The sequence below is a fragment of the Halopseudomonas sp. genome, assembly GCF_047631575.1.
Lineage (GTDB): Bacteria > Pseudomonadota > Gammaproteobacteria > Pseudomonadales > Pseudomonadaceae > Halopseudomonas.
Window position 1 is genome coordinate 192,157 of sequence record NZ_JBLIAB010000002.1, and the last position, 22,811, is coordinate 214,967.

19 protein-coding genes are annotated in these 22,811 nt (G+C 53.9%); 5 read left to right on the forward strand and 14 right to left on the reverse strand.

Going from position 1 to position 22,811, the window contains the following annotated elements:
* The 5 genes from ACJAXR_RS04950 to ACJAXR_RS04970 all read right to left on the reverse strand — a co-directional run bounded on the left by ACJAXR_RS04950 (window position 1) and on the right by ACJAXR_RS04970 (window position 5,406).
* Window positions 1-1,245 carry an aminotransferase class V-fold PLP-dependent enzyme gene (locus ACJAXR_RS04950; RefSeq protein WP_415057144.1) on the reverse strand — a complete coding sequence of 415 codons (1,245 nt, stop codon included), beginning with the start codon at window positions 1,243-1,245 and terminating at the stop codon, window positions 1-3.
* The gene (gene sufD, locus ACJAXR_RS04955; RefSeq protein ID WP_415057145.1) at window positions 1,238-2,548 is read right to left on the reverse strand and encodes a Fe-S cluster assembly protein SufD; all 1,311 of its coding nucleotides are present in this window, start codon (window positions 2,546-2,548) and stop codon (window positions 1,238-1,240) included. The genes ACJAXR_RS04950 and sufD overlap by 8 nt, the downstream gene beginning before the upstream one ends.
* Window positions 2,549-2,553: 5 nt before the next feature.
* Window positions 2,554-3,303, reverse strand: a complete 750-nt coding sequence (sufC, locus tag ACJAXR_RS04960) for a Fe-S cluster assembly ATPase SufC (protein ID WP_415057146.1) — start codon at window positions 3,301-3,303, stop codon at window positions 2,554-2,556.
* A gap of 58 nt (window positions 3,304-3,361) precedes the next feature.
* Window positions 3,362-4,798 carry a Fe-S cluster assembly protein SufB gene (gene sufB, locus ACJAXR_RS04965; RefSeq protein ID WP_415057147.1) on the reverse strand — a complete coding sequence of 479 codons (1,437 nt, stop codon included), beginning with the start codon at window positions 4,796-4,798 and terminating at the stop codon, window positions 3,362-3,364.
* 119 nt (window positions 4,799-4,917) lie between these two features.
* Window positions 4,918-5,406 (reverse strand): Rrf2 family transcriptional regulator, encoded by a 489-nt coding sequence (locus ACJAXR_RS04970; RefSeq protein WP_415057148.1) that lies wholly within the window; start codon window positions 5,404-5,406, stop codon window positions 4,918-4,920.
* A 319-nt stretch (window positions 5,407-5,725) separates the two neighbouring features.
* On the opposite strand from ACJAXR_RS04970, the gene ACJAXR_RS04975 reads away from it, so the two are divergent.
* The gene (locus tag ACJAXR_RS04975) at window positions 5,726-7,162 is read left to right on the forward strand and encodes an aldehyde dehydrogenase family protein (RefSeq protein ID WP_415057149.1); all 1,437 of its coding nucleotides are present in this window, start codon (window positions 5,726-5,728) and stop codon (window positions 7,160-7,162) included.
* Between the two features lie 81 nt (window positions 7,163-7,243).
* Here the strand turns inward: ACJAXR_RS04975 and ACJAXR_RS04980 are convergent, their stop codons facing one another.
* The 5 genes from ACJAXR_RS04980 to ACJAXR_RS05000 form a co-directional block, all read right to left on the reverse strand.
* Window positions 7,244-8,218, reverse strand: coding sequence for an arsenic resistance protein (locus ACJAXR_RS04980; protein WP_415057150.1), 975 nt, complete (start codon window positions 8,216-8,218; stop codon window positions 7,244-7,246).
* Between the two features lie 106 nt (window positions 8,219-8,324).
* The gene (locus ACJAXR_RS04985; protein ID WP_415057151.1) at window positions 8,325-9,746 is read right to left on the reverse strand and encodes an NAD(P)(+) transhydrogenase (Re/Si-specific) subunit beta; all 1,422 of its coding nucleotides are present in this window, start codon (window positions 9,744-9,746) and stop codon (window positions 8,325-8,327) included.
* A 3-nt stretch (window positions 9,747-9,749) separates the two neighbouring features.
* Complete coding sequence (locus tag ACJAXR_RS04990; RefSeq protein WP_415057152.1) at window positions 9,750-10,082, reverse strand: NAD(P) transhydrogenase subunit alpha; 333 nt, start codon at window positions 10,080-10,082, stop codon at window positions 9,750-9,752.
* 2 nt (window positions 10,083-10,084) lie between these two features.
* The gene (locus ACJAXR_RS04995; RefSeq protein WP_415057153.1) at window positions 10,085-11,215 is read right to left on the reverse strand and encodes an NAD(P) transhydrogenase subunit alpha; all 1,131 of its coding nucleotides are present in this window, start codon (window positions 11,213-11,215) and stop codon (window positions 10,085-10,087) included.
* A 91-nt stretch (window positions 11,216-11,306) separates the two neighbouring features.
* Window positions 11,307-12,128: a metal-dependent hydrolase gene (locus ACJAXR_RS05000; RefSeq protein WP_415057154.1), complete on the reverse strand. Its 822-nt coding sequence runs from the start codon at window positions 12,126-12,128 to the stop codon at window positions 11,307-11,309.
* Window positions 12,129-12,531: 403 nt separating this feature from the next.
* Between ACJAXR_RS05000 and ACJAXR_RS05005 the strand changes: the two genes are divergently transcribed.
* On the forward strand, window positions 12,532-12,822 hold the full coding sequence (locus ACJAXR_RS05005) for an alanine:cation symporter family protein (protein ID WP_415057472.1): 291 nt from the start codon (window positions 12,532-12,534) through the stop codon (window positions 12,820-12,822).
* 72 nt (window positions 12,823-12,894) lie between these two features.
* Here the strand turns inward: ACJAXR_RS05005 and cysS are convergent, their stop codons facing one another.
* Both cysS and ACJAXR_RS05015 read right to left on the reverse strand, forming a co-directional pair.
* Window positions 12,895-14,280, reverse strand: a complete 1,386-nt coding sequence (cysS, locus tag ACJAXR_RS05010; RefSeq protein ID WP_415057155.1) for a cysteine--tRNA ligase — start codon at window positions 14,278-14,280, stop codon at window positions 12,895-12,897.
* Window positions 14,280-15,947, reverse strand: a complete 1,668-nt coding sequence (locus ACJAXR_RS05015; protein WP_415057156.1) for a glutamine--tRNA ligase/YqeY domain fusion protein — start codon at window positions 15,945-15,947, stop codon at window positions 14,280-14,282. The genes cysS and ACJAXR_RS05015 overlap by 1 nt, the downstream gene beginning before the upstream one ends.
* A 163-nt stretch (window positions 15,948-16,110) precedes the next feature.
* Between ACJAXR_RS05015 and ACJAXR_RS05020 the strand changes: the two genes are divergently transcribed.
* From ACJAXR_RS05020 to ACJAXR_RS05030, 3 genes are all read left to right on the forward strand, one after another.
* Window positions 16,111-16,605 (forward strand): peptidylprolyl isomerase, encoded by a 495-nt coding sequence (locus ACJAXR_RS05020; protein WP_415057157.1) that lies wholly within the window; start codon window positions 16,111-16,113, stop codon window positions 16,603-16,605.
* A 9-nt stretch (window positions 16,606-16,614) separates the two neighbouring features.
* Window positions 16,615-17,340 carry a UDP-2,3-diacylglucosamine diphosphatase gene (locus tag ACJAXR_RS05025; protein ID WP_415057158.1) on the forward strand — a complete coding sequence of 242 codons (726 nt, stop codon included), beginning with the start codon at window positions 16,615-16,617 and terminating at the stop codon, window positions 17,338-17,340.
* 144 nt (window positions 17,341-17,484) lie between these two features.
* Window positions 17,485-19,149, forward strand: coding sequence for an electron transfer flavoprotein-ubiquinone oxidoreductase (locus tag ACJAXR_RS05030; protein WP_415057159.1), 1,665 nt, complete (start codon window positions 17,485-17,487; stop codon window positions 19,147-19,149).
* Between the two features lie 75 nt (window positions 19,150-19,224).
* Here the strand turns inward: ACJAXR_RS05030 and ACJAXR_RS05035 are convergent, their stop codons facing one another.
* Complete coding sequence (locus ACJAXR_RS05035) at window positions 19,225-20,139, reverse strand: transglutaminase family protein (RefSeq protein ID WP_415057160.1); 915 nt, start codon at window positions 20,137-20,139, stop codon at window positions 19,225-19,227.
* Between the two features lie 16 nt (window positions 20,140-20,155).
* Window positions 20,156-22,750, reverse strand: coding sequence for a circularly permuted type 2 ATP-grasp protein (locus ACJAXR_RS05040; RefSeq protein WP_415057161.1), 2,595 nt, complete (start codon window positions 22,748-22,750; stop codon window positions 20,156-20,158).
* Window positions 22,751-22,811: the final 61 nt, after the last annotated feature.

A 22,811-nucleotide genomic window follows, 5' to 3' on the forward strand; every position in this document is an offset into this window, starting at 1 on the left:
CTATAAGAACTGTCTAACCTTGGCCAATGCGTCGAACAAACGATCAACGTCGGCGAAGGTATTGTAAATACTGAAGCTGGCACGCACGGTGCCAGGAATACCGAACTGATCCATTATCGGCTGGGCACAGTGATTGCCCGTGCGAACCGCCACTCCCTGTTGATCGAGCAACATGCCCACGTCGTGAGGGTGCGCACCATCAAGCAAGAAACTCATCACTGCCGTCTTGTTCTTCGCTGTGCCGACCAAACGCATGCCTGGTGTGTCCAGCGCTCTCTGCTGCGCATAGGCAAGCAAAGCATCTTCGTGAGCCGCCGCCGCTTGACGATCCAGACCCAGCACATAATCTACTGCGGCCCCCAGAGCGATAACGCTGGCAATGTCGGGAGTACCCGCTTCAAACTTGTACGGAAGCTGATTATATGTCGTACCGTCAAAGCTGACTGACTCGATCATCTCGCCGCCGCCTTGGTATGGATTCATGCTTTCAAGCAACTCCCGACGGCCATACAGCACACCCAGACCAGTCGGCCCAAACAGCTTGTGGGCGGAAAAGACATAAAAATCACAATCCATCGCCTGCACGTCTATTGCCCAGTGGCTGATCGCCTGTGCTCCATCCACCAGGCAAAGAGCACCGTTCTCGTGGGCTAACTGCACAATATCGGCAATCGGATTGATGCTGCCGAAGGCGTTGGATACGTGCCCGCACGCCACCATGCGCACACGCTCATCAAGCATATCGGCGAAGGCCTTCATATCGATGGTACCTGTGGGGTCCACCGGAATCGCTTCTACCGTGGCGCCGGTCTCGCTGGCAACCATCTGCCAAGGAACGATATTGGAATGGTGCTCCATAGCCGAAACCAGTATCCGATCCCCCTTTTGCAGGTTCGCCCTACCCCAGCTCGCGGCAACCAGATTGATGCTTTCGGTAGTACCACGTGTCCAGATAACCTGACACGCCTCAGGTGCATTGATAAATTGCGCTACTTTGTTGCGAGCCGCTTCAAATTTTTCAGTCGCACGCTCAGCCAATGCGTGGGCACCACGGTGCACGTTACTATTGTCCTGCTGGTAATAGTCAACAATGGCCTGAATAACAGCCTGGGGCTTTTGCGTGGTCGCCGCGTTATCCAGATAAACCAGTGGATGCCCGTTAACCTCCTGATGCAAGATCGGGAAGTCTGCCCGTACCTGTTCGACATCGAACATGGCAGTTGTTTTCAGTGCCGTATCAGTCATAGGCCAGTTGTCCTATTTTGCTGCTCTCGCGACCAAATAATTCGGCCAGGCGCGGACGCAGGAAGCGCTGTATTGCAGGTTCCGGCACCTCGTTCAGCAGTTCGTTAATAAAGCCGAAGCTGAGCATACTCATAGCCTCGGCTTGTGATACGCCGCGACTCTGTAAGTAGAACAATGAGGTCTCGTTCAACTGACTGATAGTCGCACCGTGAGCGCAGCGCACATCATCGGCATAGATTTCGAGCTCGGGTTTGGTATTGATCTCGGCAGTACGCGAGGTCAGCAGGTTCTTGTTACTCAGCTCTGCCAATGTTTTCTGGGCGTGGGGGTGAATATGAATGCGCCCATTGAATACCGCCTTGGATGAGTCTCCAACAATTCCGCGAAAGACTTCATTCGTCGTGCAATGGGGTACGCAATGTTCGACATTGGTGTGGTAGTCGATCAACTGCTTGTTGCGCGGCAGATAAACACCGTGCAACTCCAGGTGGGCTCCTTCGCCACGATGGTTCACTTGATAATCGATACGCTTGAGACGACTACCTTGGGCAATGGTGAAGCCATAGAAGCGCGCCGAGCGGTGCAGATCAACATGCACTCCGCCCACGTGCAGCAAGTCTTCCTGTTCGAGATTGATACGGTAATGCTGGATCTGGGCATTGTCGCCCACGACAACCTCGGTCAGGCAGTTAACGAAACCATTTTGCTCTACTTCGCTAGATACGTAGTGCTCAATCACTTCAGCCTGGCTGTTCTCTTCGAGCACAACCAACACCCGCTGGTTGCTGATGAGCGGCTTGTTGCCCGGGGTTGAGACATTGATGATATACACCGGTTTGGCCAACTTTTCGCCGCGCGGCACGTGGACCAGCAAACCATCGGCAGCCCAGGCATTACTTAAGGCTGCAAACAAATGCCGACCGGCATCTACCACTGCACCCAAATGTTCCTGAACCAGTGCTTGCTGATCGGCATCGACATCTGCAAAACGCACGATACCCTTGGGCAGCTCGCTGGACTCGGCAGCCAAAAACTGACCATTAACAAAGATAAGTCTGGTCGCATCGAGATCGTCGATCAGCTCTATATCATGCGTCCAATCAACGCCCTCGGAAGAACCCCAGGAACCTTTCGCAGCACTCTGCAGCGGGGTCAATGGTGTGTACTTCCAATGCTCGGTCTTGCGACCAGGCCAAGGAGCAGCAGACCAGCTATCCGCGCCCTTGCGGCGCAGAGTGCCTAGCCACTCCGGGCTATTTTGCTGGGCAGCTAGTTCAAGCGCCCTGTTCTGAAAATCCGTCATGGTTATCAGGCCACCTCTTCTTCAAGCCAGGCATAACCCTTGGCTTCGAGCTCCAGAGCCAAGCTCTTGTCACCGGATTTAACAATCTTACCGCCGGCCAGTACGTGGACATGGTCAGGCACGATGTAATCCAGCAGACGCTGGTAATGGGTCACTACGATAAAACTGCGTTTACCGTCGCGCAGGCTGTTCACGCCATCGGCTACCAACTGCAGGGCATCGATATCCAGCCCGGAGTCGGTTTCGTCAAGAATGCACAGATCAGGCGCAAGCAACATCATCTGCATCAGCTCATTGCGCTTTTTCTCGCCACCAGAAAAGCCCTCGTTAACGCCGCGCTTGAGAAAGCTGGCAGGCAAGTCAACGCGCTTGCTGGTTTCCCGCGCTAGCTTCATGAAGTCAATCGCCGAAAGCTCAGGCTGGCCAGCATGTTTACGGCGGGCGTCCAACGCGACTTTCAGAAATTCCATATTGCTGACCCCAGGAATTTCCACCGGGTACTGAAAAGCCAGAAAGAGCCCTTCGCGGGCACGCTCTTCAGTTCCCATTTCGAGCAGATCCCTGCCCTTGTATACAATAGAACCGGCGGTTGCCTCGTAGCCCGGGCGACCTGCCAGCACGTTGCCAAGTGTACTTTTGCCAGACCCATTAGGACCCATGATTGCATGCACCTCACCCGGCTTGATCTCGATATTCAGGCCCTTGAGGATATCTATTTGCTCAACTTTAGCGTGCAACCCTTTGACTGATAACATATTTAACACCCGATAACTGTGAGAAATTAATACATCTGAAGCAAGCTGAATGTCGGGATTAGCCCACCGAACCTTCCAAACTGACTTCAAGCAATTTGCCTGCCTCAACCGCGAACTCCATCGGCAATTCTTTGAACACTTCTCGGCAAAAGCCGTTGACGATCATCGAGATTGCCTTTTCGGCGTCCAGTCCACGTTGCTGGCAGAGAAACATCTGGTCATCACTGACTTTTGACGTGGTTGCCTCATGCTCAACTACTGCGGTCGGATTGCGACTCTCAATATAGGGAAAGGTGTGCGCACCGCAGCGATCGCCAATCAATAACGAATCACACTGCGTAAAGTTGCGCGCACCATCAGCGCCCGGGTTAAAGCGCACCAGACCGCGATATGAACTGTTGCTCTGCCCCGCGGAAATACCTTTGGCGATGATCGTGGACTTGGTGTTCTTGCCTATATGAATCATTTTGGTGCCGGTATCGGCCTGCTGGAAGTTGTTGGTCAGCGCAACTGAATAGAACTCACCTACACTATTGTCGCCCTTGAGAATGCAGCTGGGGTACTTCCAGGTGACCGCCGAACCCGTTTCGACCTGCGTCCAGGAAATCTTGGCGTTGGTATGACAGATACCGCGCTTGGTAACAAAATTGTAGATTCCACCCTTGCCTTCTGCGTTCCCCGGATACCAGTTCTGCACAGTCGAATACTTGATGGTGGCGTCATCCAGAGCAACCAGCTCAACGACTGCGGCATGCAACTGATTTTCGTCACGCATGGGTGCCGTGCAGCCTTCAAGGTAACTTACGTGGGAACCTTCTTCGGCAATAATCAATGTGCGTTCAAACTGCCCAGTATTCATCTCATTAATGCGGAAATAGGTGGACAACTCCATCGGGCAACGAACACCCTTTGGAATGTAGACAAATGAGCCATCGGAGAAAACAGCACAGTTCAGCGCCGCATAGTAGTTATCCTTCTGCGGAACCACACTACCTAAATACTTCTTGACCAGTTCAGGGCAGCGATGAACCGCTTCACTGATCGGGCAGAAAATCACACCCGCTTCTTCCAGCTTTGCGCGAAAGGTAGTTACCACGGAAACAGAATCGAATACCGCATCGACTGCCACACCCGCGAGCATCTCTTGTTCATGGAGTGGAATACCCAGTTTTTCGTAGGTAGCAATCAACTCAGGATCTACCTCCGCAAGGCTCTTGGGTTTGTCCGCCATGCTCTTGGGGGAAGAAAAGTAGGAAATCGACTGGAAATCAATCTCAGGGTAATGCACATGAGCCCACGTGGGCTCCTCCATCTCCTGCCAGGCTCGGAACGCTTTAAGGCGCCATTCAAGCAACCACTCGGGCTCGCCCTTGGTTTCGGAAATGAAGCGCACTACGCTTTCATTAAGGCCAGGAGGCAGAGTGTCGGATTCGATGCTGGAGTGAAATCCAGCGGCGTAATCTTGCTTGATAAGGCTTTCGACTTGTTCAGTCACGGTATCACCTCAGTCAGGCAACGGATGGTCTAAGCCATCGGTTGCTGCTTGTTTCAGGCAGCAGCGCCTTGGCCGATGATGGCGGGCACTGCATGAATCGGACGGTTCTGATGACCGTTTTAAATAATGCGTTCCAGTGTTGAGGTTTTATGCATCGCAGCACTGATACCACTACTCTGGTCTTGACGTACCCGCACACGCTGGATGTCATCACGCGACACCAGGTCAGCCAGGCTTATATCGCTAAGAAAATCGTGTAACCTTTCGCTCAAATCAGACCAAAGATGATGAGTCAGGCAAATTTCACCCTGCTGGCAGTCACCGCGGCCCAAGCAGCGTGTGGCATCCATGGAGTCGTTCACCGCTTCAACAATCTGAGCGACACTAATAGCTGTTGGGCCACCAGCGAGGCGATAGCCACCACCTGGGCCCCGTACGCTCTCAACCAACTGGCAGCGACGTAGCTTGGCGAAAAGCTGCTCCAAGTATGAAATGGAGACGCCTTGGCGCTGTGAAATATCTGCCAGCGTGATCGGCCCCTGATTCTCATGCAGAGCCAAATCAAGCATTGCAGTTACCGCGTAGCGGCCTTTCGTTGTCAGTCGCATTAGCAATTCCGAGCTGGTTGGACATGCGGTAACTATGCAATAGCCAAGCGTTTTAGTCAAGTATTAGCTGCCCTTGATAATGCCCGCAAGCCGGCCATTGCAGGGCTTTTTCCCCTCATTTAGAAGGTATGACTCGTGCGCCCATTGCCCGCCGCAACAGGCTCTAAACCGTAGATTCCCATTAGCAATATCAGAACAAACGATGTTCTGTCATCAGCGGCGAATTGATTACACACAAAGTGGCTGATGAATCAGGGCTGACAATGCTATGGTCGCTGTGACATTCAAAGCGCACCCAAACATGTATAGGAGTCCATCAATGAGTCACCACCACGAATTCTTCATTAACGGCAAGTGGGTCCAGCCCAAGGGCGACAGAACAATCGATGTTATTAACCCAGCTACCGAGCAAGTTGCCGCCACCATTGCCTTGGGTAACAAGGAAGATGTTGATCTGGCTGTGGAAGCCGCTCGCAATGCCTTTGTAACCTACTCCCAGACCACCCGTGAAGAGCGCATTGCGCTGCTCGAGAGAGTGATGGAAGTCTTCATGAAGCGTCTGCCGGACATCGCAGAGGCTATTTCTATTGAAATGGGCGCGCCAGCCAAGCTTGCCAAGACCGCTCAAGCCCCCTCGGGCATTGGCCATTTTTCAGCTGCACTGGACGCCCTCAAGGAATTCAAGTTCGAAGAAGAAATCGGCACCACACTCGTCGTCAAGGAACCTATTGGAGTTTGCGGCCTGATCACTCCATGGAACTGGCCAATGAACCAGATGACCTGCAAGGTCGCCCCTGCTCTGGCGACCGGTTGCACCATGGTACTCAAGCCCTCCGAAGTAGCACCGTTGTCGGCTTTGATTCTAGCCGAAGTGCTTGAAGAAGCGGGTGTTCCTGCCGGTGTTTTCAACTTGGTCAATGGCGACGGTCCAACGGTTGGCGCGGCCATGTCCGCACACCCTGGTATCGACATGATGTCCTTCACCGGATCCACTGCCGCTGGCCGTATGGTTATGAAATCAGGCGCTGACACCATCAAGCGCGTCGCACTGGAGTTGGGTGGCAAGTCCGCAAACATTCTGCTTGATGATGTGGATTTCGAGAAAATGGTCGGCCACGCGGTGATGTCCTGTATGAATAATACCGGGCAGTCCTGTAACGCGCCGACCCGTCTGCTGGTACCCAAAAGCCGAATGGACGAAGTGGCTGCTATTGCTAATGGCGTGGCTGCCACGGTCGTAGCTGGTGATCCGAATGCCAGCGATACAGTAATCGGTCCGGTTGCTTCCCAGGCCCAGTGGAACAAGATACAGAGCCTGATTAAAGATGGCATCGAGGAAGGCGCTAAGCTAGTCACCGGTGGACCAGACCGCCCCCAGGGACTTGACACAGGTTTCTACGTCAAGCCCACTGTGTTCAGCCATGTCACTAACGAAATGACCATTGCCCGCGAAGAGATCTTTGGACCGGTACTCTCGATCATCGCCTATGAAGATGAGGAAGACGCTGTGCGTATCGCCAACGATACGGTTTATGGTCTTTCGGGTTATGTATCCTCTGCCAGTCTCGATCGCGCGCGCAACGTCGCTCGCCGTATTCGTACCGGCATGGTGCACCTTAACGGCGCAGCCCTGGATAACAAGGCGCCGTTCGGTGGCTACAAGGAGTCGGGTATTGGCCGCGAGTGGGGCCACTATGGCTTCGACGATTTCTTGGAAGTCAAGTCGATCTTTGGTTACAACGTCGCGGCTAAGTAATAGAGCGGCCGGGTAATTCCGGCCCGTTTTATTACGCGCGAGACAAAAGCCAGCCTGTGCTGGCTTTTTTGTGCTCACTGTTCAAACTTTCCGATCTGCTAACTTATCTGGAATAAGGTGTTCCGGCACCCAGCGCAGAAAAACGCTCATACCGAACAACTCAACCAGCGACTGCATCACGATCACTACCGCAGCTGCGCTCCAGCCCCCCGGCAACGCCAGCGCCAAGGGCAGCATCACAAAGGAGTTACGGGTAGCCAGACTGAAAACCAAGGTCCGACCCGTGCGTGGAGACAAGTTCAGCGCTCTACTGAGCAATAGACCAACCCCTGCAGCCGCCACAAGATAGACAATAAATACAAGCAACACGGGCCATAGAATAACTATTTCACTGGTCACGATACCGACCTGTGAGGCCGCAATCAGAAAAACGACTATGGCCAAAAGAGGGATTGGAAACCAGGCCAAAAACGGAAAAATCGGTTTGACCGCGAGCTTCTTTAGCGCAACACGCTGCAGGATCCAGGCAAGGAGCAGCGGCAGGATAATCAACCCGAAAAAGGCTGGCAGTAATCGATCGGCGTAAGCAATTTCAACAAGCGTATCGCCGAGCAATAACCACAAATAAAAAGGGAGCAGGATTAACTGCATGAGCAGCAGTATCGGCGTTGCAGCAACTGCATGACCAGTATCACCCCTACCCAGAGAAGTAAAAGTAATAAACCAGTCAGTACAAGGAACCAGAAGGACCAGTAGCACCCCTAGTTGAATGGCTGGTGCGTCCGGGGTTATATGCAGCAAAAGCCAGACGACTGCCGGCATAAAAATGAAGTTGCCGACCACTAGCGCAGCGATGAATCGTGCATCAACAAACGCCAAGCGGATATTTACCAAGGGGATCTGAGTAAAGGTCGCAAAGAGCAGAACGCCAATTAAAAACCACAGCGCTGAGTCCCAATTAACCGTCCATAGCGGTGCGCTCCAACCAGCCACTAAACCGAGGACAATAGCTGACAGATAGATCCAGACTTGATAACGCTCGAGGGTGTCACGCATCGGAAGTCCTTGGTGCGCCAGGGAGATTAAAGTGCCCTGAACGTTTCCAATTATGCAGGAACGTTCAGATTTTTCCCCGGCGTCCAAAAAACGCAAAAGCGTTCTTTTACCCCAGCGACTTGATGGCTTCAATCATCTGCGCCATCACCTTCTGCGCATCGCCGTAGACCATCGAGGTGTTATCGGCATAGAAAAGCTCGTTCTCAACACCGGAGTACCCCTTACCCTGGCCCCGTTTGACCACATACGCGGTTTGCGCCATGTCCACGTTGAGGATCGGCATGCCGTAGATTGGGCTCGACTTGTTGGTGCGCGCTGCAGGGTTCACTACGTCGTTGGCTCCCAACACAATGGCAACATCAGCCTGGGCGAAGTCCTCGTTGATTTCTTCCAGATCGAAGATGATGTCGTAGGGTACACCTGCTTCAGCCAGCAGCACGTTCATGTGCCCCGGCATGCGTCCCGCTACCGGGTGAATTGCGAAACGGACATCGACGCCCTGCTTCTGCAATAGCTTCACGAACTCGTATAGTTTGTGCTGGGCTTGCGCCACGGCTAAACCATAACCGGGAACAATGATCACCTTGTTAGCATAATACATCGCGATAGCCGCATCGGATGCTTCAGCGGCCTTCATACTACCTTCGATTTCAGAATCTCCACCATCACCCGTCTCGCCAAACTGGCTAAAGATGACATTGGACACTGGCCGATTCATGGCTTTGGCCATCATCAGGGTGAGCAGCGTACCCGCGGATCCGACGACAGTACCGGCGATAATCATGGCCGGGTTCTGCAATACAAAGCCCTCGAATGCTACCGCCAAACCGGTGAAGGCGTTGTAGAGAGAAATCACTACCGGCATATCCGCTCCGCCGATCGGATTGGTCAGCATGACGCCCAGCACCAGTGAAACGACGAAGAAGATCGCCACAAGCGTGATGGACACTTCACCGGCCAACCCTGCGGTAGTAATCGCAGCACCCATGGCCAGCGCAAGGAAGAACAATGTGGCGTTGATGACTTGCTGGCCGGGTAGACGAATGGTTTTGTTGATGCGGCCATCGAGCTTGGCCCAGGCGATCATGGAACCCGAAAGCGCCACAGCACCAATAAGACCGCCGAGAACAGCAAGTATCGTTACCACTACGCCATGGGATTGGGCATTTCCCGAAAACAACTCGATTGCGGCGATTGCTGCCGCGGCACCACCACCCATGCCGTTGTACAGCGCAACCATTTGCGGCATATCAGTCATTGCTACTTTCTTGCCGCTATACCATGCCCAACCAATACCTATAACCAGTGCAATGATAACCAGCGACAAGTTGACCCAGACATGCGGCTGGGCTTTCTCATTGACGTCCAGCCCGTAAAGAAAAGCAACGGCGACTGCCAGAACCATACCCCAACCGGCAACCATGATACCGGACCGGGCAGTCACCGGGCTCGCCATGCGCTTGAGACCGTAAATGAACAACAGGGCCGCGATAAAATAGGCCGCTTCAATAATCAGCGTTGTATCCATGACCTATTCCTTGTCCGTCGAAGTGGTTTTGTCCGCGCGCTTGTCACTCATTTTGAACATTTGCAACATCCGTTCAGTCACAACGTAGCCTCCCGCGGCATTACCTGCACCGAGCAGCACACCGAAAAAGCCAATGACCTGTTCAAGCGGTGTAGAGGCATTCAGCAGAGCCCACATCGCACCCACGACAACGATGCCATGGATGAAGTTGGAGCCGGACATCAGCGGCGTGTGCAGAATAGCCGGCACACGACCAATGATTTCATAGCCGGTAAAGGCTGCCAGCATGAATATGTACAGGGCAACAAACCCGGTAATCGTGGTTGTAGCGTCCATGGTCACTCCCCAGGTGTTGTGTCGGCTGCCTTTTTGGCAGCTTCATTGATGATATCGCCGTCATGGGTCAATACCGCGCCGGCAAGAATCTCGTCATCCCAATCGATGCTGAGTTCGCCGTCCTTGACCATCAGGCCGATCAAGGCGAGCAGATTGCGTGAATACAGTTCGGAGGCGTGTTCGGCCAGGTGGCTAGGGATGTTCAGTGGAGCCACGATGGTTACCGGTCCGACTTCGACTGTGTCACCCGGCTCAGTAAGTGGCGTGTTACCGCCCCCTTCCGCAGCGAGATCGATAATAACTGAGCCGGGCTTCATGCCGAGAATCTGGGCTTCACTGATAATTTTCGGGCTAGGTCGGCCAGGAATCGAAGCCGTGGTGATGACCGCGTCGGCGTTCTGGATGTGCCGGGTGAGCACTTCATCTACCTTGTTCTGCTCTTCGGAGGTCAGTTCGCGGGCATAACCGCCCTCACCACTAGCCGATACACCGGTATCAACGAACTTGCCGCCTACCGACTCCACCTGTTCCTTCACTTCGGGCCGAACGTCGTAGCCTTCCACTATGGCACCAAGGCGCTTGGCGGTAGCCAGGGCTTGCAAGCCAGCAACACCGGCTCCCATTACAAGAATGCGCGCAGGGCGCAGCGAGCCTACGGCGGTCGTCATCATCGGCAAAATACGGTTTAGGTTGGTCGCCGCCAGCAAGGCCGCATAATAACCGGCCAGAGCGGCCTGGGATGACAACGCGTCCATCGCCTGAGCCCGCGTGATACGTGGCACCAACTCCATCGCGAAACAGGTGATTTTGTTGTCGCGCAGCGCGCGTACAATTGGCATTTCACGATGAGCGTAGACGAAACAACAAAGCACGGTGCCCGGCTTCATCTGTTCAATTTCGGCAAGCGTTGGAGGTTGGACGCGAAAGATCAAATCCACATCGGCAGGTGGCTCAGCGACGTTAACGCCTGCTTTTTCATAAGCCAGGTCCGGAATACGCGCAGCCCCACCGGCACCCGGTTGCATATTGATTGCAATCCCCAGCTTGAGGAGCTTTTCGGCCACCGCTGGAACCAGGGCGACGCGTTTTTCATGCAGCCGGGTTTCCCCGGGGACGAACAACTGAACAGACATGGCAGGTCCTTCGCAACAAAAGATGGCCTATCATAGACCATCGTCTGGGTTATTAGCGATAGGCTGCACTGTTGTGCGGCAGAGACTGTGCTCAAGCAGGCTGAAGTTCGAACTCTTTAGCGACCTGCTCCATAAGCACGGCGTTATTATGTTGCCAAGGATGAAAATCATTCCGATAAAAATCACGGTACGCAGGGATCAGGCGGGTAAAGAATCCCTGACGACCCCATAGCCAGAGCATACCCTTGCACCATACCGAAAGCGTCAGCTTGCCATCTTTTTTAAGCATATGCAGAGTGCCCTTGGTCACGTCCTTGAGGAAAAAGAAAGTGGCCTGACGCATGGCCCTGCGCAAAATCTTGCGGTCGCCGCAGACCTGCATGTAAACATCGAAAGCAACCGCCTTATGCTCGGTTTCCTCTAGAGCGTGCCAGCGCCATAGTTTTTGCATTTCCGGGCTCGCTTGAGCCAACCATTGCGGCTCGCTGAGCAAGGCGTTGGCCAGAATCGCAGTGAAATGCTCCATCGCTACTGTGCCAGCGAGCTGGCGCTCTGCAGAAAATTGTTTCTGAACGAAACGTATCCGCCGTTTGACTGGCATTTCCAAACGATCGATGTTGTACCCCAACGCCCGCAGGCGGTTGTTGTAATCAATGTGCTCACGGCTGTGATGCCCTTCCTGGCCGATAAAGCCACTAATTTGCTCGAGCAGCACTGGATCCTTTATCTGGGCCCGGAACGGCCTGACCGAGTCGATGAAATAGCGTTCACCATCAGGAAACAGGACGGACATTGCATTGAAAAAATGCGTTTTGAACGGATCATTGCTGTGCCAGTGCCGAGGCAGCGGATCCGGCAAACCAAAATCCATGCGGCGTGGACGAATCTTGAGGTCGACGGGTGTGAGGCTCATGACAACTCCTAATGCAAGCTGGGCAGAGTGCCCTTCATTTTTATGGATAAAAACAATATAGGCTGACATAGTGTCAAAAGACAGGTCGGATACAGCCATTTGTAGCTGTGTTTGTGGCAATAATCGAAGAAATTCAGGGCCAAAATGGCACTTTGCACCAACCCATCTAGGGTTAAAAAGTATGTCTTGCGAACCGACCGACCAAGGATGAGCTATGACCGCCATAATCGATTTTCTCAACACCATTTTCTGGGGTTAGATCATCATTTACAGACTGCTGGCCGTTGGCGTGTTCTTCACGATCCGGCTGGGCTTCCTGTAATTCGTCAATTTTGGTGAGATGATCCGGGCCATCAAGTGATCACGCGAAAGTGACTCATCCGGGACTTCTCCCTTCCAAGCGCTGGCAACCAGTCTGGCATCACGAGTAGGCACGGGTAATCTGGCGGGCTTCACGGCTCTGCGCCTGGCTGCTCTGGGCATGGTTGTCTGGGAATCCATACAGGCAGTATGGACTGTGTTCAATGTAGCTGACGCCTTGATGAGGCTTATGGCAACCATCAATCTGATAGCCATCGTGCTGCTGTCTGGCACTGTTGCGAAACTGACCAAAGACTATCTGGCGCAACGTGAACAAGGTCTCGTGCCTACGTTCAAGGCAAAAGACTTCCCTGAGATGCACGATATATGGTGATAGCTACTCACGATTAGAGCATTGTTACAGTGGTAAGGGAGTTGCAGCCAGACAGCTGCAACTGGAATCGGCTCAGTCCTTTATTCGCCAGGTAGTGTCGCCCTTTCCATCTTCAAGGACCACGCCCATAGCATTCAAAACATCGCGTATGCGATCTGACTCAGCCCAGTTCTTTTCTTCTCGAGCCTGGAGCCTTGACTTGATCAACATTTCCACTTCCGCCGCATCCACTTTGTCGCTGGCACCAGCCTGCAGAAAGATATCGGGGGCGAGTTGTAGTAGCCCGAGATTGTGCGCCAACTCACGTAAGCGCCCTGCCAAACCAGCAGCAGCCTGAACGTCACTGTTTTTGAGTCGATTGATCTCACGCACCATGTCAAACAGCACCGCACAGGCTTCTGGGGTATTGAAGTCATCATCCATGGCGGCGCCAAAACGCTCAACAAATTCATTACCGCCGGCGGCCGGAACATCCGGCAGACTCTTGAGCGCATGATAGAAACGCTCCAGTGCACCCTTGGCTTCCTTGAGGTTGTCTTCAGAGTAATTGATCGCGCTGCGGTACTGACAGGACACCAGCAGATAGCGCACTACTTCTGGATGGTACTTTTCCAGGACTTCACGAATAGTAAAGAAGTTGCCCAGCGACTTGGACATCTTTTCGCCATCGACACGCACCGCACCGGCGTGCATCCAGACCATTGCGTAGGGCTTCTCGTTGGCTGCTTCGCTTTGCGCTATTTCGTTCTCATGGTGAGGAAACACCAGATCCGGACCGCCACCATGAATATCAAAGGTGTCACCCAAGCAGCAATTGGACATGACCGAGCACTCGATATGCCAGCCCGGACGACCTTCACCCCAGGGCGAAGGCCAACTTGGTTCGCCGGGCTTCACGCCCTTCCAGAGGACAAAGTCCAGAGGATCCTGCTTGGCTTCGTCTACTTCTACCCGTGCGCCGACCCTCAGGTCAGCAATTTTTTTCCGTGACAGCTTGCCGTACCCGACAAACTTACCCACACGATAGTAAACATCGCCATTACCGGGTGCGTAGGCATAACCCTTGTTTATCAGCGTCTGGATCATCGCATGCATACCCGGCACGTAATCACTGGCACGCGGCTCCATGTCCGGCCGCAGAACGTTCAGGCGGGCTTCGTCTTCATGCATTGCAGCAATCATGCGAGTGGTCAGCGTTTGAAAAGACTCACCATTCTCGTTGGCGCGGCGGATGATTTTGTCGTCAATATCGGTAATATTGCGAACGTACGTGAGTTTGTAGCCGCGAAAGCGCAGCCAGCGCGCCACCACATCAAAGGCCACCATGACGCGTGCGTGACCGATGTGGCAATAGTCATATACGGTCATGCCGCATACGTAAAGGCGCACATGGTTGTCTTCCAAAGGCTTTAACGGCGCCTTGGTCTTGGTCAACGTGTTGTAGATCGACAGCCCCATCATTGCCCCCAGGAGTCGCGCAAGGTCACGGTGCGATTAAACACCAGATGTCCCGGACGTGAATCGGTATTGTCTACACAGAAATAGCCTTCGCGTTCAAATTGGAAGCGCTCCTCCCCAATAGCCGAAGCCAGCGACGGCTCTGCACGGCATCCACTGAGCACAACCAAAGATTCTGGGTTGATGTTTTCCAGAAAAGTGCCGCCCTCATCGCTCTTGTCCGGATTAGGCGCCCGGAACAGGCGATCATACAGGCGCACCTCGCACTCCAGACTTTGCTCAGCAGGCACCCAGTGGACCACGCCTTTGACCTTGCGGCCTTCAGGATTCTTGCCTAAGGTCTCCGGGTCGTAGGAACACAGTAACTCGGTGATATTGCCCTCTGCGTCGGTTACTGCTTCATCGGCGCGAATCACGTAACTACCACGCAGACGAACTTCACCACCGGGCACAAGGCGTTTGTAACCCTTTGGCGGATCGATCATGTAATCATCCTGGTCGATATAGATTTCGCGGTTAAACGGCAATTCGCGAGTGCCCATATCCGCTTTAGGATGGCGCGGCAGGTGAAGCTGTTCGATCTGTTTTTCCGGGTAATTAGTAATGGTGACCTTCAGCGGGCGCAACACGCACATGGCTCGTGGCGCGTTAGCGTCAAGGTCATCACGAATACAGAATTCCAGCACACCCATGTCGACCACTGCATCAGAACGGGTAACTCCGATCCGCTCGCAGAAGTCACGAATCGATCCCGGCGTGAAGCCACGACGACGAAACGCACTCAAGGTTGACATACGCGGGTCATTCCAACCATTTACATGGCCTTCATCGACAAGTTGTTTGAGCTTGCGTTTGCTGGTGACCGTGTAGTTAAGGTTGAGGCGTGCAAATTCATACTGACGAGGCGCCGCCTGGACCGGCAGATTCTCCAGAAACCATTCGTACAACGGACGATGGTCCTCGAACTCTAGGGTACAGATAGAGTGGGTAACACCTTCGATCGCGTCAGACTGACCGTGAGTAAAGTCATAGCTGGGATACACACACCACTTGTCACCTGTCTGGTGATGATGCGCGTGACGAATACGGTAGAGAATCGGATCGCGCAGATTCATGTTAGGCGCTGCCATGTCGATCTTCGCTCTCAGGGCTTTTGCGCTATCCTGGAACTCTCCCGCGGTCATGCGTACGAATAGATCTAGGTTTTCCTCGACTCTGCGGTCGCGGAACGGGCTGTTCTTGCCTGCTTCAGTGAGATTGCCACGATACTCGCGAGCCTGCTCCGGCGTCAGATCACATACGTAAGCCTTGCCGGCGCGGATGAGCTCTATTGCCCATGCGTGCAACTGGTCGAAATAGTCCGACGCATAACGCACATTACCCTGCCACTGGAAACCCAACCATTCGACATCATGCTTGATGGCATCAATGTATTCCTGCTCTTCCTTGGCGGGATTTGTATCGTCGAACCTAAGGTGACAGTCGCCGCCGAATTCAGCTGCCAGGCCGAAATTCAGGCAGATCGATTTGGCATGACCAATATGCAGATAGCCGTTAGGCTCGGGTGGAAAGCGGGTGACGATCCTGTCATGTTTGCCGCTCTCCAGGTCGGCGCGTACCAGCTGGCGCAGAAAGTGTGCGGGTGCGGTGGTTTCCGATTTATTCATAGGGTTTGCAAGACTCGATACGGGTGAGGCCAACGGGGCGTCACGGATTTTGGCTAGGCCATGTCGGTCAAAACCCTTATCATACCGCAAAGTGTCAAGCGCCTGAACGCAGTATGCGTATCGACGTACGGCAATACTTAAATCAAGCCCGAGGACAGAGCACATGGTCAAGCTGCATACCAACTACGGCGTTATCACTTTGGAGCTGTTCGCAGACAAGGCGCCGCAAACGGTCGAGAACTTCAAGCAATATGTCCGCGATGGCCATTACGACAACACCATTTTTCATCGTGTCATTCCCAACTTTATGGTCCAGGGTGGCGGCTTTGAGCCCGGCATGAAGCAAAAAGACACCCGCGCGACGATCAAGAACGAAGCTAATAATGGCGTCAGCAACGGCGTTGGCACCGTTGCCATGGCGCGCACCATGGAACCGCATTCCGCCAGTGCTCAATTTTTCATCAACGTTGCCGACAACGACTTCCTCAATCACAGCGCCGAGACCGTTCAAGGCTGGGGCTATGCGGTATTCGGCAAGGTCAGTGACGGCATGGATGTGGTAGAGAAGATCAAAACAGTCGCTACCACCATGCGAGCTGGCCACCAGGATGTACCCGCCGATGACGTGGTCATTGAGCGTGCAGAACTGGTCGAGTAAAGCCTGACTATGCGTTATTTGTTTATATCTGACCTGCATTTGCAGCCCGAACGCCCGGACATTACCCGGGCGTTTCTGCATTGTCTGGAGACACGCGCCAAAGAAGCAGATGAGTTGTATATTCTCGGCGATTTTTTTGAAGTCTGGCTCGGCGACGACGCGCAAAGCCCATTGGCTACCGAGGTCATCGCCGCCCTTTCCCACCTGTCAGCTTCTGGCACTCGAATCTACCTGATGCACGGTAATCGGGATTTCCTGCTCGGCAAACGCTTCTGCCAAGCGGCAGGCTGCACCTTGCTACCTGATCCGCATATTGTCGAACTCAATGGTGAAAAGGTTCTACTGATGCACGGAGACAGCCTGTGTACTGATGACCTGGCCTATATGAAGATGCGTCGCTTGCTGCGTAACCCGCTGAGCCTATTTATTCTGCGCCATCTTCCGCTATCTCAAAGGCGCAAGATTGGCCGCAAACTGCGCGATGAAAGTAAAACACAGACACGTCAGAAACCCAGCGATATTACTGACGTCAATCTCGGACAAGTCGCCCAGACCATGCGTGATCAAGGCGTGCTCACATTGATCCATGGCCATACGCACCGCCCCGCCGTTCACCCGCTGATGATCGCTGAGGTACCTGCACAGCGCATTGTTCTGGGCGACTGGGATAACGCAGGCTGGGCGCTTGAGGTGGATGAGCGTGGTTACCGGCTGGAATCCTTCCCCCTTTCCTGATGCAAAGGTCGCATTGCATAACAGTCGCTGTTTCATTACGTATTTGGAGCAGATACAGCAGGCTGTTATACTTTTTGGCTAACCGATCACGGAAGATCACTCATATAATCGATTTCAGATCTGGCCTAGAGTAGGAGATACATAGTGGAACGCGAATTCATGGAGTTTGACGTTGTCATCGTGGGCGCCGGGCCCTCGGGTCTTGCCGCCGCTTGTCGCATCAAGCAGCAAGCAGCCGAAACCGGCCAGGAAGTCAGCGTCTGTGTGGTAGAAAAAGGGTCCGAAGTGGGTGCTCACATCCTCTCCGGCGCCGTATTCGAGCCGCGCGCCCTAAACGAACTTTTCCCTGACTGGAAAGAAATGGGCGCGCCACTGAACGTACCTGTTACCCGCGATGACATTTATATGCTCACGGGCAAAGACAAGTCGGTCAAGCTGCCCAACATGCTGGTGCCCAAGACAATGCACAACGAAGGGAACTACATCATTTCCCTTGCGAATTTGTGCCGCTGGATGGCAGAACAAGCCGAGAACCTTGGCGTTGAAGTGTATCCGGGCTTTGCTGCACAAGAAGCGCTGATTGATGAAAACGGGGTTGTCCACGGTATTCTGACCGGTGATCTGGGTGTTGATCGCGAAGGCAATCCCAAAGAAGGCTTCTACACCCCGGGCATGGAATTGCGTGCTAAATACACGCTGTTCGCCGAAGGGTGCCGCGGCCACATTGGCAAACAGCTGATCAAACGCTACAACCTCAGTTCAGAAGCAGATGCCCAGCATTATGGCATCGGCATCAAAGAAATATGGGACATCGATCCAGCCAAGCATGAAGAAGGTTTGGTCGTGCACACTGCCGGTTGGCCGTTGGAAGTCACCGGAACCGAGAATACCGGAGGCTCCTTCCTCTATCACACCGAAAACAACCAGGTGCTGGTCGGTTTGATTGTTGACCTGTCCTACAGCAACCCGCATCTTTCTCCCTTTGATGAATTCCAGCGCCTGAAGCACCATCCCGTGGTCAAGCAGTATCTGGAAGGCGGCAAGCGAGTGTCCTATGGTGCCCGTGCGCTATGCAAAGGCGGCTTGAATTCACTACCCAAGATGATCTTCCCCGGTGGCGCATTGATCGGTTGCGATCTGGGCACATTGAATTTCGCCAAGATCAAAGGTAACCACACCGCGATGAAGTCCGGCATGTTGGCTGCTGATGCCATTGTTGAGGCGCTCAAAGCCGGTAGCGAAGGGGGTGACGAGCTGACTGCTTATCCTGAAAAGTTCAAAGCCAGCTGGCTGTATGATGAACTCTTCGGCTCGCGTAACTTCGGCCCGGCGATTCACAAATTCGGGTCCTTTTTAGGCGGCGCGTTCAACTTCGTCGACCAGAATATTTTTGGCGGCAAGATTCCGGTCACTCTGCATGACAAGATCCCGGATTATGCCCAGATGAAAAAGGTGTCCGAAGCACCAAAAATCAACTATCCCAAGCCTGATGGTGTATTGAGCTTCGACAAGTTGTCTTCGGTGTTCATCTCCAACACCAATCACGAAGAAGATCAGCCGGTCCACCTTACTCTCAAGGACCCGAGCATTCCGATCGGCACTAACCTGCCGCTGTATGATGAACCCGCGCAGCGCTATTGCCCGGCCGGCGTCTACGAGATAGTCACCAAGGACGACGGAGAGAAACGATTCCAGATCAATGCTCAGAACTGTGTGCACTGCAAGACCTGTGACATCAAGGATCCTTCGCAGAACATTAACTGGGTAGCACCGGAAGGTACTGGCGGTCCGAACTACCCCAATATGTAGCGGGATAGAACTTACTGCTTGATTCAACTAAAATCCCGGCTCAGGCCGGGATTTTTTGTATTTGAGCTAATGCCTTCAGAAACCAGTTGCTTTCAATGCGGGCTCATCTTTCAGCGCGATCACATCAACGGCAACCGTAAGCTTGTGCTCACCACCTCCAGTCATGACGCCCTTGAGCGGGGTGACATCGGCAAAATCTCTACCCCAACCAAGGATGATATAACGCTCATCCGGAGTGCAGCCGTTAGTCGGGTCGATCTCCAACCAACCCCAACCGGGGATAAAAACAGACACCCAGGCATGCGTAGCATCAGCGCCGACCAGTTTTTCCTGACCGGGAGGCGGCAAAGTTTCCATGTACCCGCTCACGTACCGGGCGGCCAGTCCCAGTGAACGCAGGCAACCGATGGCCAGGTGGGCAAAGTCCTGGCAAACACCACTGCGGCTAGCCAGCACTTCGCTCAGGGGTGTAGCGATGGTGGTGGAGTCGGGATCGTAAGCAAACTCACTGAAAATGCGCTGATTAAGATCCAGCACAGCATCAAGCATATTCCGCCCCGGCTGAAAACTAACCAATCCGTAACGCAGCAGACTGTCCTGTTGATGCACGAACGGCGAATCCAGCAGGTACAGTCGCGCATCAAGGCATTCGCGGTTGCTGAAACGCACTTCAGCAGTCGTATCGCTGACCGCTTGCTCCCAGGAAATCATGGAAAAAAAGTCCTGGGTCGGACGCGGACGGGTATCAATATCGCTGGTAACACTGACCTGCAACTCGTCATGCAGGGCTTCAATAGAAAAGTAGACCACCCTATTCCCAAAAAAATCAGTGCGCTCGCGCATGCGCAATGGGGCCGGCGATATTTCCACTTGCGCGTTGGTGCAATGTTGCCAAGGCAAGTTGCGCGGCAGAATCCGCGCCTCGTTGTGGCTCAGGCTCGCAGAGTTACTGTATTCGTAACGCGTGGTGTGTCGCAGCTGGAATCTCATCTAACCGGTACTCTGTTCAGGTGTTGTTGCTGTTTTGCATAGTCACCAACTGGCGAGGCGCCTCAACGTGACTGAAGTGACTATGTGAGATGGCGCTGGACAGTTCGGACATGGGCTCGATCAACTGATCCAGCAATGTTTTCAGTGCCTCACGGGCACTCTCTGAATGTTCCAGGTTGGCCAGCATATCGATATCAACCAGATGCAATTGACTGGTTGCCTGAATAATAAGTCGCTTCTCTAGGTTACGGTACGGTGAGCTGTTAGCTGACGGCAATCGGTTTATCTGTCGCTCCAGACGTTTGAGCATATAACCAATCGATCTGGGATTGGCCTCGTCAAACAACAGTAGGTCCAGAATGGCAGAGGGGTGTAGCTGCGAACGATAGCGACGGCGGTATACCGTGAAATTATCGGTGGTAGCCAACACCACTTCCCACAGGGGAATTCCCGGTTGCGCCGCTGTAAGTAGTGCCAGCTTGAGTAGCTCGAGACTACTCAGCGTGCGTTCAATGAAACGCCCCATATCAAGAAAGCGCCAGCCGTAATGGTGCGGCATGGTCTCGTTGCAGAGGCCAAAAAATGCCGACAGATCCAGTACAGTGGCTTCCAGATGACGCTGGGCTGCGACGATACCACGGGCGCGTGACATGCCACCGAAGCGCTGCCGCATACTATTGATGGCACGCCAGCTATCGTCCCCCAAGTGGTCGCGCACTGCACGGCTGTTGCGCACAAAATGACCGAACAAGGCCGGCATACCCTCCGGTTGATCCTCGGCAAACAGCTGCATCAAGCGGTCTCTAGCAACGATGTAGTCCGCCGAAAAACGCTTATGCCCCGCCACCGCCGCCATTTCGGCCTCTTCGGTTTCCACATCAAGCCCGACACCCAGAGCAACAAGCAGATCCGGCAAGATGTTCGTACCATGCTCATGTCGGTCATTTTGCAACAAGCGCCCAAGGGACTCGCGCAGCAAGCGACCACGCACGTCAAGCCGCTCCCCATAGCGACCGAGCCAGAATAGACTTTCAGCTACTCGGCAGGGCAGATCCTTGCCGTCACGGGTGACCACGATAGGACCTTGTGCCTGACGCAACATGCTGATGTGCGGTTGCGGCACCGGCGCCAAAACCCAGACGTCCTTTACCGTGCGACTCTGCATCAGCGGTGAGCCAGGCTCACCAACCCAAGCCAGCCCCCCTGGCATAATGCGGTATTGGCGCTCGTAAACAGGTTTGTTCAGATCATCCGGTTCGACCAGACTGAAAAATCGCAAAGTTGTATGCTGACGCTCAACCATGCGCGTCTGCGGGTTGAAGCCCGGGGTTACACTCGACACAATCGGCTTTTGCGCGGTAAACAAATAAGGTCGACGATCGAGATCATGGCGCAAGGCCTGAACATCCTTGAGTGACATCTGGTCAACCCGCATCGTTTTGCCAGGATGGGTAACGTCACGCAGGATCCACTCATCCAGCGACTCTTTGACCTGTTGCAAATCCTGATTATCACCACACCAGAGCGTCTCACGACAGGGAAGCAACAGCGTTTCACCCAACAGCCGCTGACACAGGCTGGGCAAAAAAGCGGCTAGCGCCGGATGTTCCAGTACTCCAGCGCCAAGGGCATTGGCAATCCGCACTTCTCCGTTACGCGCAGCCTGGAGCAGGCCCGGCACACCTAATAATGAATCCGGACGTAGCTCCAGCGGATCACACCAGGGATCATTAATTTGGCGAACGATGACATCGACCTGTGTCAGACCGCCGAGGGTTCGAACAGAGACCTGACCGTCCCGAACGACGAGGTCATCACCCTCCACAAGTGAAAAATTCATGTAGTTGGCAAGCCAGGCATGCTCGAAATAACCTGCACTGCCCGGACCCGGAGACAACAACACAATATTGGGTTGTTCACGTTGGGCATTGGCCATACCGGCGAGACAACGATGCTGTGCCTGCAGAAAACCGGCCAGGCGCTTGATGGGCGCATCGCGATAGATGCTGGGTAACGCACGGCTCAAAGTTATACGATTTTCCAGCGCATAACCGGCACCCGCAGGCGACTGCGTAGAGTCACCCAGCACCTGCCAGCGACCTTGATCGTCGCGCACCACATCGGTGCCATGAAAAATCAACAGCGGACGGTCCAGATGAGTCGGTGTATCGGCGGCCGCGAACAGGTAGCCCGGATGAGTGAACACCAGTTCCGGGGGCAAGAGCCCTTCGTTGATAACCTTGCGTTCGCCGTACAAATCATCAAGCAGATGTTCAAGGAGGCGACTGCGTTGCTTCAGCCCGGCTTCCAAGGTCTCCCACTCTAGAGTATTGATCACCCAAGGTAGGCAATCGAGCTGCCAGGAGCGCAATTGACCCGGATCGTCCTCATAGGGGTTGAACGTAACGCCATTTTCATACAGCAGGTTTTGGGCTTCTTCGCTTCGCCCCACCAGAGTGTCGGTCCCCAATGCTGCAAACTCGTCCAGCAGGCCCTGCCAATGGGCGCGGGGTTGCTGCTCACGATCGAGTAGCTCGTCTTGTTCCGGATGGCCCGGATAGTCGCCGAGCAGCGATTTCAATGCATGGTCCACACTACCCGATAGCTGCATAACTACTTCCTGAAGGTAAGCCTCGAGCGAACTCCGTGTGTCGTCTTAGCAAAATCGCGCG

What these genes read in the sequence shown, in the direction of transcription:
- ACJAXR_RS05035 (WP_415057160.1), bottom strand. Translation starts at nt 20,139, where the DNA reads ATGAGATTCCAGCTGCGACACACCACGCGTTACGAATACAGTAACTCT.
- ACJAXR_RS04975 (WP_415057149.1), top strand. Translation starts at nt 5,726, where the DNA reads ATGAGTCACCACCACGAATTCTTCATTAACGGCAAGTGGGTCCAGCCC.
- sufD (WP_415057145.1), bottom strand. Translation starts at nt 2,548, where the DNA reads ATGACGGATTTTCAGAACAGGGCGCTTGAACTAGCTGCCCAGCAAAAT.
- ACJAXR_RS05025 (WP_415057158.1), top strand. Translation starts at nt 16,615, where the DNA reads ATGCGTTATTTGTTTATATCTGACCTGCATTTGCAGCCCGAACGCCCG.
- ACJAXR_RS04995 (WP_415057153.1), bottom strand. Translation starts at nt 11,215, where the DNA reads ATGTCTGTTCAGTTGTTCGTCCCCGGGGAAACCCGGCTGCATGAAAAA.
- ACJAXR_RS05020 (WP_415057157.1), top strand. Translation starts at nt 16,111, where the DNA reads ATGGTCAAGCTGCATACCAACTACGGCGTTATCACTTTGGAGCTGTTC.
- sufC (WP_415057146.1), bottom strand. Translation starts at nt 3,303, where the DNA reads ATGTTATCAGTCAAAGGGTTGCACGCTAAAGTTGAGCAAATAGATATC.
- ACJAXR_RS04980 (WP_415057150.1), bottom strand. Translation starts at nt 8,218, where the DNA reads ATGCGTGACACCCTCGAGCGTTATCAAGTCTGGATCTATCTGTCAGCT.
- ACJAXR_RS04985 (WP_415057151.1), bottom strand. Translation starts at nt 9,746, where the DNA reads ATGGATACAACGCTGATTATTGAAGCGGCCTATTTTATCGCGGCCCTG.
- cysS (WP_415057155.1), bottom strand. Translation starts at nt 14,280, where the DNA reads ATGGGGCTGTCGATCTACAACACGTTGACCAAGACCAAGGCGCCGTTA.
- ACJAXR_RS05040 (WP_415057161.1), bottom strand. Translation starts at nt 22,750, where the DNA reads ATGCAGCTATCGGGTAGTGTGGACCATGCATTGAAATCGCTGCTCGGC.
- ACJAXR_RS05000 (WP_415057154.1), bottom strand. Translation starts at nt 12,128, where the DNA reads ATGAGCCTCACACCCGTCGACCTCAAGATTCGTCCACGCCGCATGGAT.
- ACJAXR_RS04950 (WP_415057144.1), bottom strand. Translation starts at nt 1,245, where the DNA reads ATGACTGATACGGCACTGAAAACAACTGCCATGTTCGATGTCGAACAG.
- ACJAXR_RS04990 (WP_415057152.1), bottom strand. Translation starts at nt 10,082, where the DNA reads ATGGACGCTACAACCACGATTACCGGGTTTGTTGCCCTGTACATATTC.
- ACJAXR_RS05015 (WP_415057156.1), bottom strand. Translation starts at nt 15,947, where the DNA reads ATGAATAAATCGGAAACCACCGCACCCGCACACTTTCTGCGCCAGCTG.
- ACJAXR_RS04970 (WP_415057148.1), bottom strand. Translation starts at nt 5,406, where the DNA reads ATGCGACTGACAACGAAAGGCCGCTACGCGGTAACTGCAATGCTTGAT.